This is a genomic window from Lactococcus sp. dk101, assembly GCF_009601055.1.
GTDB lineage: Bacteria > Bacillota > Bacilli > Lactobacillales > Streptococcaceae > Lactococcus.
In genome coordinates, this window is the sequence record NZ_WITI01000001.1 from 96,697 (window position 1) to 109,334 (window position 12,638).

A 12,638-nucleotide genomic window follows, 5' to 3' on the forward strand; every position below is an offset into this window, starting at 1 on the left:
ATAACTTTTCTGTATCTATTATATCACATTTTTTAAAATGCTACTTTTTACTTTTTTATTTACCAATTTAAAGTGCCATAAGCAGCACTTGAAGCATAGTAGTTTGAAGTATAACTTGCTGATATTGAAGCAGAACCTTTAGCTCCAACCCCAATATTAATACTTCCACTACCTGTGGTAGTTTGAGTTCCAGTCTCATAAAAATCGCCGTTGATACTATAATAAATTCGATTGGCGTTTTCCAAGTTAAAGTAAATGTTTCCAGTAAATAATTTAGAGACGCCATTGTAAGTTCGATTCATATTAACATTCAATATTTTTACTATTCCATGAAACAGTCCGCTTTCAGATGTTTGGCAATAGAATAATAATATTGGTTTATAAGTGGCAGTTACTGTAAACTGAATAGACAATGTCCGATAAGTGTTCAAATCTCGTACTCTCAAATTGATACCTAGTTGGGTAGCTGCTGCAGATAAAGAAATTCCGTTATCTTTTGCGAATTGAGAAACAATTTGTGTTGAAGTCATACTATCACTAGGTGTTGCATCTTGATAGATATCTGCTAGTGCAGCATTTTGTGGGATTGTACTTACATCATCGGCATAAACCATGAGTGGTGCTACTGGAGATAGTAGTGCGATGCTTGTCAGAAGACCAGCAATAATTTTTTGTGTTTTCATAAGAAATTCCTTTCTGTTTAAGAAATGAGAGAGGTCTCATTTGTTTTTTATTTAATTTAATTATAATCAATAAAGCATTAGTCATATAAAATAACTCGTTCCTATACAGGAACGAGTTAAGATTTGTTTTTTAATATTTTTATTTTTTCACGATAATAATCACTTACTTGTTTACTGTCCAGTTTTTCAAAATTGTTTAGACAGCATTCAATTTCTTCATTGGCCTGTATGGAATCGCCAAAGCAATAGTCATGAATGGCATGGGCTAAATGGGATAATTGAGTTATAAAAAGGTCGTGTGTGATTTTTTTCCGATTACAAATTTTTAAGATGAAATCTGATAATCGCTTTTCTCCGCGAAAGTCCAAAATAATGCTGGCACGATAGGCGACCTGAAGTATTCTTCTACGATATTTAAAAATATCATAATAATTTTTACTTTTTTGCTCAAATCGGCTTAGAATTTCAATAATGTTATTTGTTTCAAGATTGTCTATCGTGAAATAAACTAAGCAAATTTGAAGATAGCCATATTGTTTTATACTTCCTAAAAAATCAAGTAATGCTTCAACTTCAGGGAGGCTCAAGTGAGAAAATCTCGCTTTTGCCATGATGGCAAACCAGTGGTATCCAGAGTCTCTTGCAGTGACATAGAGTTCTTGAAGTTTTTTAATGTCTTTTGCATAATCAGCTTCCTCAACTTCTAAAATAAATTCTTCTTGAAAGTCCATTGAAAAATTGTTAAGCATGAGTTCATACTCTGCTAAACTTACATTCATCTCTTGGAGCATGATATCTAGTGTTGCAAATCTAATTCCCACATGTCCATTTTCAAATCTGGAGAGTACTGAACGTGCTATCCCTATATTTTCAAAGTAGCTCATAGGAAGTCCTTTATCATTACGTATTTCTTTAAAAACTTGCCCATATCTTGAATAAACCATTTGGCACTCACTTTATAAAGTATTTTTTAAATTTCATTATATCACATTTTAAAAAAATCGACATTTAATTTTCGGATAAGTTTGCCTTTAGCTTCTGTTAAGTCATGTCGGTTATACTATATTTATTCCAAAAATATTTTTCATAAAAACTCCTAATAAAAACGGTACCTGAAGTGAGTGAGGGTACCGTTTTTGTGTTATAATTGAGGAATGAATGTTAGAAAACTCGTCAGCTTTGACGGGACTTTTTCTTTCATAACAAGTCTAGAAGCAGAAGAAATAGGAACAAAAAAATGATTTACTTTGATAATTCAGCGACCACAGCAATGGCGCCTGAAGCAATTAAAACTTACACTGATGTGGCCAGTCGGATTATGGGAAATCCATCAAGCCTGCACAATTTAGGAACTGTAGCAACGCGTTTATTAGACGCATCACGCCGTCAAATCTCAGAATTATTGGGCGTGAAGGCTCATGAGGTCTTTTTCACAAGTGGCGGTACTGAAGGCGACAACTGGGTTCTAAAAGGGGTGGCTTTTGAAAAACGGCCTTACGGAAATCACATCATTGTCTCAAATGTTGAACATCCAGCCATCAAAAACGCTGCTGAATGGTTAGCCACACAGGGATTTGAGATTGATTATGCGCCAGTTGATGACAAAGGTTTTGTCAGAACTGACAAACTCGCAGCCCTTATCAGAGAAGATACCATTTTGGTATCAGTGATGGCGGTTAACAACGAAGTGGGAGCCATTCAACCTTTGCGTGAGATTGCAGCATTGCTTGAAGACAAGCCAACCATTAGTTTTCATGTGGATGCAGTCCAAGGGCTTGGTAAAATTGCTGTGGAGGACTTTATGCTCCCTCGTGTTGATTTTGTCACATTGTCAGCTCACAAGTTCCACGGCCCACGTGGCGTTGGGATTTTGGTAATCAAAGCTGGAAAACGCCTGACGCCACTATTACACGGTGGAGGTCAAGAAAATAATCGACGTTCAACCACTGAAAATTTACCAGCCATTGCAGCAACTGCCAAAGCCATGCGTCTTGCGCTGACTGATGATGCCATGAAACGTCAGAAAGTCGCGGGTATGAAGCAAGTGATTTATGACGCTTTGAAAGCTTATCCAAAAGTCGTTTTATTTAGCGAAATGGAAAACTTTGCACCTAATATTTTGACTTTTGGAATTCGTGGCGTTCGTGGCGAAGTCGTTGTGCATGCGTTTGAAAATCATGAAATCTATATTTCGACCACATCGGCTTGTGCTTCGAAGAAGAACGCAACAGCTGGAACCCTTGTTGCCATGAATGTACCAAATAAAATCGCAACAAGCGCGGTCAGAATTAGTCTTGATCACACCAATAATATGGCTGAAGTTGAACAATTTTTGACTGTTTTTAAACAACTCTACACAGAATTTGATAAAATCGCCCGTTAAGCTGATTTTAAAAGTCATTGCTTAAAATAGAGTTATGAAAAAACAAAGCAAGACATCACAGCGCCGAAATACACAAAGCAATTTGGCTTTAAGAAAAAAGATGAAAAGAAAAAAACAGCGCCGTTTTTTAATGAGCATCGCTGTTTTATTGATGTTACTGGCTGGCGCTTTTTATAGCTTTCAACAGCTAGGAAACACGCAAAGTTCAGCAAGTAGCCAAACGACTTCGTCCACAAGTTTAAGCTCAAATTTGGGTATTCCAACGACTAGCTCGACGATTAAAGCTTATTTAAAAGTTGCCTCAAGCTTGAATTCGGGAAATGCAGTGATTGAAAAAACAATCAGTGAGGGCTTCAAACTGGTGGGCATTAGTCCTTATGTTTATGGCGGAGGGCGCACAGACGCCTCCGTAGCCAAAAATGAATATGATTGTTCGAGTTTTGTCGCGCAGATGTTTCGATTAGGCGGTCAATCTCTGGTCTATCAATATGCGGCTTCGACGACACTTCTTGCACAAACAGGAAATTCGGTGAGTTGGTCAAATAAAGCAAGAGGAGATTTGCTGGTTACTGCTGCAGATGCGACTGAAAATGAACAACACGTTGCAATATATCTTGGCGATGGGTACATCTTGCATGACTCAAACAGTACAGATGGGGTCAATATCAGTAAATTGACTGACGTTATTAATCCGTCAGTTTTAGGAGACATGACTTGGCAGCAACTTTTTGAAGCTGGTGTCGTTCGACGTGAAGTATAAAAAAATGCTAACGGAAGGTTAGCATTTTTATTATTTGGTCAGAAATGATGCTTGTATTAGTCAAAATCATATAAAACTGTTGAGAGGTAACGTTCGCCATTGTCAGGCAGAATGGCAAGCACTTTTTTACCTTTGCCTAATTTTTGAGCGACTTGGCGAGCGGCATAAATGGCTGCACCAGAGGAAATACCAACCAAGAAACCATCTGTAGCGCCCATTGCGCGTGCAGTCAAGATAGCGTCGTCACCTTTGACAGCGATGACTTCATCATAAGAAGTTGTGTCCAAAATGCTTGGAATGAAACCAGCAGAAATTCCTTGAATTTTGTGAGGACCAGCAGGATTACCTGACAAGATAGATGACTCAGCAGCTTCAACCGCATAAGTCTTGATGTTTGAATTTACTTTTTTGAGGGCATGAGAAACTCCAGTAATGGTACCGCCTGTGCCGGCACCTGCAACAAAAGCGTCAAGCCCAATGTTGTCAGCACTGATTGCAAAGCTGTCAATGATTTCTTGACCTGTTGTCGCTTCGTGAATGGCAGGATTGGCAGGATTTTCAAATTGCATGGCAAGGAAATAGCCTTTTTCATCAGCAAGTTCTTTAGCTTTAGCAATCGCAGCACCCATTCCGCCAGCACCTGGTGTTAAGACAAGCTCAGCACCGTAGGCTTGAATGAGTTTGCGACGTTCGATTGAAAAAGTCTCAGGCATGACAATCACGACCTTGTAGCCCAAAGCAGCACCTACAAAGGCAAGTCCAATTCCGGTATTTCCTGAAGTTGGTTCGACAATGGTTCCACCAGCAGTCAGTTTGCCGTCTTTTTCTGCTTGGCGAATCATGGCAAGAGCGATACGGTCTTTAACAGAGCCACCAGGGTTGAAACTTTCCAGTTTAACATAGACATCAGCTGCATTTTCATCTGTCTGTGCGAGTTTAAGAATTGGTGTTTTTCCGATTAGTTCAGTGATGTTGTCATAAATTTTGCTCATTTTTTGTGACCTCTTTCTTAGGCTTTTTATACCTCTATTTTACACTATTTTACGATTTTCGCTATAAAAAATATTTATGTCAGCATTAAAAAAATTTATAAGCAATACTTTTCAAGGTATCATTTTGCAAATGGATTAGAAATCTATTATAATAGGATTAAGCTTTAGAGTTGAATAGAAAGTGAGTAAGGAATGAAAAAGAAACATCAATTTGCTTTAGGGGCGTCTGTCCTCGCCCTGTCAGTACTGACAGGTGTCAAAGCACAAGCATTGTCTGTCACATCGATTGCGCAAGCTGTTACGCCCGTGGCCAATGAATATGGTTTATATCCGTCAGTTATGATTGCTCAAGGTATTTTGGAGAGTAGTCACGGTCAAAGCGGACTTGCAAATAATTACAACAATATTTTCGGCGTAAAATACACGTCAGGAAATCCTGTTTATCTGCCAACACAAGAATACATCAATGGCCAAATGCAAACTGTTGTTGAACCTTTTCAGGCTTATGGGTCACTTTATGAGTCATGTATTGCTCATGCGCAACTTTTACGTGGTTCAAAACTTTATGCAGGGGCTTGGCGTGAGAATACAAGCTCATATCGCGACGCAACTGCTTGGTTAGAAGGCCGTTATGCAACAGACCCTGATTATGCATCAAAACTGAATTACTTGATTGCAGAACTTGGTTTAACAGCTTATGACAATGGTGGTATCCCCTCATCAACACTGACAAGTGCTACGACAAGTAGCTCAGGCCAAAGCTATAAGGTTCAATCAGGCGACAGTCTCTCAGCCATTGCTGCTAAATATGGCGTCTCTGTATCAAGCCTTGTGTCAATCAATGGCCTCACCGACAGCAATAGCTTGCAAGTAGGACAAGTCTTGAAAATCAGTGGTTCAAGCACAGTGACAAGCACGAGTAGCCAAACAACGACAAGCTCAAGTGCAGGCACTTATACGGTCAAATCAGGCGATAGTCTTTCTTCTATTGCGAGTCAGTACGGCATGACGATCAGTCAGTTGATGTCTGCCAATTCGATTAGTGATGCAGATGTAATCCATATCGGAGAACGGTTATCCGTCTCTACGGCGTCTCCTGCAACACAGACAACGACCAGCAGTAGTAGCACAACCAGCAGCACGCAAAATTCCCGCTATGCGCATACCGTTATCTCAGGCGAAAGTCTCTACTCGATTGCGACCGCCAATGGAATGTCAGCAGAAAGATTGGCTGAAATCAACGGTATCGGGACAAATGAGACCATTTTACCAGGTCAAACCATAATGATATAAAATTAAAAAACTGTCAGTTCTGACAGCTTTTTTTTTGCTTAAAAATTGAAAAAATAAGAATGAATTTTCTAGTTTAGTATAGAAAACAGGAATATTTGTCCGAACTTTTACATTTGATACTGTAATTTAATTTCTACGTAATTTATTTATTACGTCAAATTTGGTAAAATGATTACAGATTTAGAAAACGATTTCAAAGATAATGAAATTGCTTCCTAAACGAAAGATATTTCTAAAACCCGTTTTCACTAGGAGGAAACAAAAATGAATTCTTGGAAAAAAGTTGCACTCGGCGGAGCATCAGTTCTTGCAATCGCAACACTTGCTGCTTGTGGAAGTTCAACAAGCTCAACTAGCTCATCATCATCTTCTACATCAAGTTCAACAAACCCTAAAGATATTAAAGGTTCAGTTAGCTTGATGGTCGATACTGCTACAGTACCTGCCTACAAGACACTTGCTGCAAGCTTCATGAAAGAATATCCTAACGTTAAAGTTACTGTTGCTACTAACCCAAATGGTTCAGCCAATGCTAAACAAGATATTGCCAAAGACCCTGCTAAATACGCTGATGTCTTCAAAGTTCCAAATGACCAACTCAAGTTTCATGGATTAAATCAAATGATATCGCGATTGCGGCTACTGCTGTAACTTGGAAAGGTAGCGTTTATGCTTACCCACAAGACCAACAATCTAATATCATTTTCTACAACAAATCTAAAATGAAAACTGCTCCAGCAGCTTGGACAGACTTCACAGCAGCTACTCCAATCGGTACTGACTTCTCTAACGCATACAACTGGTACCCAGCCTTCCTTTCAAATGGTACTGTTTTGTTCGGTAAAGATGGTGAAACTTTGACTGGTACAACTGCTGCCAATGCTCAAGGTGTTCAAGCTTTGAAATGGTTCGCTGCTCAAAAAGCAAATGCTGGTGTTAAAAACTCTGGTACTGCCCTTCTTGCAGACTTCCAAGCTGGTAAAACTTCAGCTGTTCTTGATGGCCCTTGGGACGCAACCAACATTCAAAAATTCCTTGGTTCTAACATGGGTGTAACAACACTTCCTACTATCGATTTTGGCTCAGGTTCTAAACAAATGCAAGCCTTCTCTGGCGTAGGTACACTTGCTATCAATGCCAAGACACCATCTGCTGACATTCCTGCAGCAAATGCCCTTGCACAATACCTCTCTAACGAAGAATCACAAATGGCTCTTTACAAAGCAGAAGCAGCCATCCCTGTATCAACATCAGCACAAACAAATTCTACAATTACTGCTGATCCAGTTGCACAAGCCGTTATCAAACAAGTTGCTAACGATACTTTGATGCCTAAGATGCCTGAAATGGCAACATTCTGGACAGAAGCCGCTCCTATTATCCAAAATGCATATCTTGGAAAAACACCTGCTGCTCAATTCCAAACTCAACTTACTAAATTCGTTACTGATATCTCAAAAGCAGTTAACTAATTTCATGATGATTAACGGGTGGGCAGAGCCCGCCCGTTTCTTTTTTTAGAAAGTACAAGATATGTTTAAAAGGAAAATAAAGCTTCCACCTGAAGCGACTTTCAAAGAAGTTTGGACGAAAGGTGATTTGGCGACCAAACTGAGCTTTTTCATTATGGGGACGGCCCAATTAAAAAATAAGCAATGGCTTAAAGGATTAGTCTTTTTATTCACTGAAATTTTCTTCTTTGCGTGGTTGATTATTGGCGGACTCTCTGCCTTGAGTGGCTTGTCAAATCTTGGTGCCAATAAAACCATTCACAGAACAGTCGATGCACAAGGATACCCCATCACAGTTCAACCTGACGCATCACTTCCAATCTTACTTTACGGAGTATTGGCAATTATTGTTGTTGCCTTGTTGATTTACATTTACTATGTCAGTCTCAAGTCAACCCGTCATCTTTTCGCTCTTAATCGTGATGGAAAACACATTCCAACTACGAAAGAGGATTTGAAATCACTTTTGGATGACCGAATTCATCAAACCTTGATGACCATTCCTTTGCTCGGAATTTTGCTCTTTACTGTTTTACCTTTGATGATTAACATTTTGGTCGCATTTACCAATTATGATTTTAACCACCAAATCGGTTTTTCATGGACAGGATTTGAGGCATTTGGTAAAATTTTCACCCAAGGTAATATCGCCAATACCTTCTTCTCACTTTTGATTTGGACAATCGTTTGGGCAATTCTTGCAACCTATACCACTTTCTTCTTTGGTATTTTATTAGCTTTGCTGATTGAGAAGAAAGGGGTCAAGTTCAAAGGCTTCTGGCGGACTTTGTTCGTTATCGTCTTTGCCATGCCTCAATTCATGTCATTGCTGATGATGAGTCAATTCTTTGCGGATGGTGGCCCAATCAATACGTGGCTGCAAAGCATTCATGTCATTGGCGCCAACAATCCAATTCCGTTTTTGTCTGATCCAACCTTTGCAAAAGTAACTGTTCTTTTGGTCAATATGTGGATTGGTATCCCAGTTTCGATGTTGCTTGCGACAGCTATCATTCAAAATATCTCTCAAGATCAAGTGGAAGCTGCAAAAATCGATGGTGCGAACACTTTCCAAGTTTTCCGTTCCATCACTTTCCCACAAATCTTGTTTGTCATGACTCCTGCCTTAATCCAACAATTCGTTGGGAATATCAATAACTTCAACGTTATTTATTTGTTGACAGGAGGGGCCCCCTTGAATGCCAACTTCTATCAAGCAGGATCAACAGACTTGCTCGTTACATGGCTCTTTAATTTAACCATGAAAGGCGGTATCGCCAATTATAATATTGGTTCTGCCATCGGTATCTTTATCTTTATCGTCGTTGCAGGCTTCTCATTGATTACTTATCGTCGGACATCAGCATTTAAAGAAGGAGCAAATTAAAATGAAATCTTAAAAACTTCAAAATCAAATTTCATTGGTATTAAGCTATATTGTGCTGACGATTTTGGCAGTCATTTGGCTGTTTCCTGTCCTTTGGATTATTCTGGCAAGCTTTTCACAATCAACAACAGGATTTGTCCAAACGTTCATTCCACAACATTGGACCCTATCAAACTATACAGGAATCTTCAATAACCCCCTCTATCCTTATGGAAACTGGCTTATCAATACGTTCTTGATTGCGGTTTTCTCAACGATTATCAGTACCATTTTTGTACTCGTGGTTTCATTCTCCCTCTCGCGTCTTCACTTCAAGATGAAAAAGACCTATATGCAACTGGCTTTGATTCTCGGAATGTTCCCAGGTTTGATGTCAATGGTCAGTCTTTATTACATCATGAAGGCTTTCAATATGCTCAATCTTGTCGGCTTGCTTTTGATTTATGTGGGTGGTGCAGGTTTAGGATTTTATATCTTCAAAGGTTTCCTCGATACCATTCCAGCGTCGATTGATGAAGCAGCCATCATTGATGGTGCGACCAAATGGCAACTCTTCATTCATATTACGCTTCCTTTGTCTAAGCCAATCATTGTTTATACAGCTTTGATGGCTTTCATCGGCCCATGGTTAGATTTCCTCCTGCCAATGATTTTGTTGGGGACAGGAAGTCCTAAAGGATGGACAGTCGCATATGGTCTTCAAAACATGATGACCAACGCCAGAGGTGCAGCAGGTGGATATTTCCCACAATTTGTCGCTGGGTGTATCATTGTCTCTGTACCAATAACCATACTCTTTATCATCATGCAACGTTTCTACGTCAACGGCATTACCGCTGGTGCAGATAAAGGTTAATTGTTAAAATCTTTGCTGCTGATGAAGTTGTCCAAAGTCGTTTCCTCCTAAATGGATATTTTTGAGCGATTAGGTCAGTAACAAGTTTTTTATACATCAAAAAAAGACGCTGTCAGTACTGACAGCGTCTTTTTAATGTCTAAAGAAAGGATTATTCGCTTTCTCGTATCCAATTTGTGTTGCTTGACCATGTCCTGGAAAGACTTGGATACGATCGGGCAGTGTAAATAACTTGCTCTTGATTGATTTCCGTAAGCTCTCATAATTTCCGGTCGGTAAATCCCAACGTCCAATAGCTTCTTTGAATAGGGTATCGCCGGTAAAAACAAGCTCATCATCTGGAAAATATAAACTGACACCACCAATCGAATGACCAGGTGTTTCTAAAACATGGAAGGAAAAACCTTTGATTTCGCTTTTCCTATCCACAGTATAGAATAAATCAGCATCTGGTGCGATAATATCTTGATGAAGAAGTAATCTTGAGGCATTTAACTCAGGTGCTTTGGGCCAAGCTTTCTCAGCCTCATGAAGATAAATCGTTGCTTGTGGTGCAAATGTCTTTAGTGACTCAAGCCCCATGATGTGATCAAAATGGGCATGTGTCAGTAAAATGGCGACCAAAGGCAAATTTAGATTGTCAAGTTCTGTCAACAGTTGCTCTGGATTTGAACCTGGATCAATAACCATGCACGCTTGAGCGTTGCTAAGCAGATAAGTATTTTCCTGAGCAATGGAATTAATAATTTTTTGTATTTTCATGATTAATTATTGACCGTTACATAGGAGCCATCATCGGTAACGGTGCTTGGAGCAGTCCAGTCTGTCACTGTCGAAGGATCAGGATAGAACATCGACATCATGCTTCTAAAGACGCTCGTCGCACATAAAATCGTATCGCCATAAATTGGGGTCATACGGTTTTTGTAACCTGTCCAAACGGACATCGAGTATTGAGGCGTGTAGCCGACGAAGTTTTCATCGGGCGAAACCATTCCTGAGATTGAACCGTATTTTTTGTCAATTTCGGCACGTTCAGTGTCATCGTAATTTGACGTTCCTGTTTTACCAGCGAGTGCTGTCAGTCCAGGAACATTTGCGTTTCCACCAGCAGAAGTTGAAATCGGAAGCTGTACGACACCTTTGAGCATGTCAGTAATGACATAAGCGGTAGAAGCTTTCATGGCCTGAGATTTTTCAGGTTTATAGTCAATTTCGCGTCCGTCAGAAAAGACAATTTTCGTCACATAATAAGGCTTCGTATAAACACCCTCATTGGCAAATGCAGCATAAGCAGAAGCCATTCGGACAGAATTCACACCTTTGGCACTTGACTTGGTCGAATGAGACAAATTACTTGAAATCGCATTTGACCAAACCAGTGGTGACAAGTCAATTCCGACTTTATTAAGAAAATCATTGGAATTGGTTAAGCCGACTTTAATCAATGTTTTAACGGCTGGAATATTCCGTGAGTATTGAAGGGCTGATTTAACAGTCATGGTTCCCAAATAAGAATTATTCCAGTTCTTAAGTGCGGTTCCATCAGGATAAGTTGTTGGTTCGTCGCTGACCGTATCCGCAGTAGAAGTGTAAATGCCATCTTCAAAGGCAGGCCCATAGTCAACGAGTGGCTTCATGGCAGAACCCCAGTCACGATTGGTTTGAACTGCCTCATTGGTACCAAAAGTAACGTTTGATGGTGTATTTCGACCACCAATTTGAGCCACGACAGCTCCAGTCTGGACATTGACTACTGTTGATGCGACTTGCAAATCTTTGTCAGGATAATTAACGTATGTGTCAGTATTGACAATGTTGTACAAGTTTTGTTGAGCAGCGGTATCTAAAGTCGTATAGACTTTAACGCCTGCATTTGCAGTATCGACACCGGCCAATTCGTCAGCTTGCGCTTTTGCTTCTTTGAGGAAGTTGTCCGCGTAACGTGGAATGGTAACACTCTGTTTCAAGGGCTGCAAACCATCTTTAATCGGTGTTGCAAGAGCAGTCTTGCGTTCTGCGTCAGTAATTTTTCCATACTTGTACATGGCTTCAATGACCAAATCTCGACGGTATTTAGCAGCAGTAGGATTTGTGTACGGATTGTAGGTTGTCGGCGCTTGAGGCATCCCTGCAAGGAGTGCAATTTGAGCGATTGACAATGCAGTTAAATCTTTTCCGTAATAAGCCTTTGCGGCTGTACCCATGCCGTAATAACCATTTGCCATGTTGACTTTATTGACGTATGCCGTGAAGATTTGCTCTTTTGTCCATTTTTGATCTAGTTGGAGCGCAAGCCATGCTTCTTGAATTTTAACACGTAAATTTCGGTCAGAAGCATCGGTTGAAAACATGCCCAATTTAATCAGTTGCATATCGAGCGTAGATCCACCATTGAGTGAGCCGCCCTTTAAGTTATGCATGAATGAACCTGCAATACGGACGGGATCAATGCCTCGCGTACTGAAGAAACGATGGTCTTCAATAGAAGTGACAGCATTTACCAACTGAACAGGAATATTGTCAGTTTCGACAAGGGTTCTATTTTCCGTCCCCATGGTAGCAATAACGTTACCTGAAGCATCTAAAAATTGACTAGATGGTGCAGACGAGAGTTTTGTTAAGTCCAATTTTGGCGCATCTTTCGCGTAATAAACAAAGATAGAACCGCCAGCAATTACCGCTAATAAAATTGCAGAAAAAAGTACAATAAAAAAAAGTTTAATTCCAGTGATCCACTTGGCTTTTGTCGAACGATGAGCTTTCTTGTGTT

Annotated in this window: 10 protein-coding genes and 1 pseudogene; 6 read left to right on the forward strand and 5 right to left on the reverse strand. The window is 39.9% G+C overall.

Features of this window, described 5'->3' with window-relative positions; all coding sequences use genetic code 11:
- Positions 1–59 precede the first annotated feature (59 nt).
- Positions 60–683, reverse strand: a complete 624-nt coding sequence (locus GHI45_RS00540) for a hypothetical protein (protein WP_147779210.1) — start codon at positions 681–683, stop codon at positions 60–62.
- Positions 684–799: 116 nt separating this feature from the next.
- Positions 800–1,627, reverse strand: coding sequence for an Rgg/GadR/MutR family transcriptional regulator (locus tag GHI45_RS00545; RefSeq protein WP_147779211.1), 828 nt, complete (start codon positions 1,625–1,627; stop codon positions 800–802).
- A gap of 293 nt (positions 1,628–1,920) precedes the next feature.
- Here GHI45_RS00545 and GHI45_RS00550 point away from each other — a divergent pair, with 293 nt between their 5' ends.
- Together GHI45_RS00550 and GHI45_RS00555 are read left to right on the forward strand one after the other, a co-directional pair.
- Complete coding sequence (locus GHI45_RS00550) at positions 1,921–3,066, forward strand: cysteine desulfurase family protein (protein ID WP_147779212.1); 1,146 nt, start codon at positions 1,921–1,923, stop codon at positions 3,064–3,066.
- Positions 3,067–3,166: 100 nt separating this feature from the next.
- The gene (locus tag GHI45_RS00555; RefSeq protein WP_228385974.1) at positions 3,167–3,826 is read left to right on the forward strand and encodes a C40 family peptidase; all 660 of its coding nucleotides are present in this window, start codon (positions 3,167–3,169) and stop codon (positions 3,824–3,826) included.
- Positions 3,827–3,882: 56 nt separating this feature from the next.
- Here the strand turns inward: GHI45_RS00555 and cysK are convergent, their stop codons facing one another.
- On the reverse strand, positions 3,883–4,818 hold the full coding sequence (cysK, locus tag GHI45_RS00560; protein WP_147779214.1) for a cysteine synthase A: 936 nt from the start codon (positions 4,816–4,818) through the stop codon (positions 3,883–3,885).
- Positions 4,819–5,010: 192 nt separating this feature from the next.
- On the opposite strand from cysK, the gene GHI45_RS00565 reads away from it, so the two are divergent.
- The 4 genes and pseudogenes from GHI45_RS00565 to GHI45_RS00580 all read left to right on the forward strand — a co-directional run bounded on the left by GHI45_RS00565 (position 5,011) and on the right by GHI45_RS00580 (position 9,865).
- Positions 5,011–6,111: a LysM peptidoglycan-binding domain-containing protein gene (locus tag GHI45_RS00565; protein WP_147779215.1), complete on the forward strand. Its 1,101-nt coding sequence runs from the start codon at positions 5,011–5,013 to the stop codon at positions 6,109–6,111.
- 264 nt (positions 6,112–6,375) lie between these two features.
- Positions 6,376–7,583: pseudogene (locus GHI45_RS00570) on the forward strand (extracellular solute-binding protein).
- Positions 7,584–7,644: 61 nt separating this feature from the next.
- Entirely contained in the window at positions 7,645–9,009 is a 1,365-nt protein-coding gene (locus GHI45_RS00575) for a carbohydrate ABC transporter permease (RefSeq protein ID WP_147779216.1), read from the forward strand.
- A gap of 28 nt (positions 9,010–9,037) precedes the next feature.
- Entirely contained in the window at positions 9,038–9,865 is an 828-nt protein-coding gene (locus GHI45_RS00580; RefSeq protein ID WP_255514216.1) for a sugar ABC transporter permease, read from the forward strand.
- Positions 9,866–9,997: 132 nt separating this feature from the next.
- On the opposite strand, the gene GHI45_RS00585 is transcribed toward GHI45_RS00580, so the two are convergent.
- On the reverse strand, positions 9,998–10,627 hold the full coding sequence (locus GHI45_RS00585) for an MBL fold metallo-hydrolase (RefSeq protein WP_147779217.1): 630 nt from the start codon (positions 10,625–10,627) through the stop codon (positions 9,998–10,000).
- A gap of 2 nt (positions 10,628–10,629) precedes the next feature.
- Positions 10,630–12,600 carry a transglycosylase domain-containing protein gene (locus GHI45_RS00590; protein WP_370450739.1) on the reverse strand — a complete coding sequence of 657 codons (1,971 nt, stop codon included), beginning with the start codon at positions 12,598–12,600 and terminating at the stop codon, positions 10,630–10,632.
- Between the last annotated feature and the right edge of the window lie 38 nt (positions 12,601–12,638).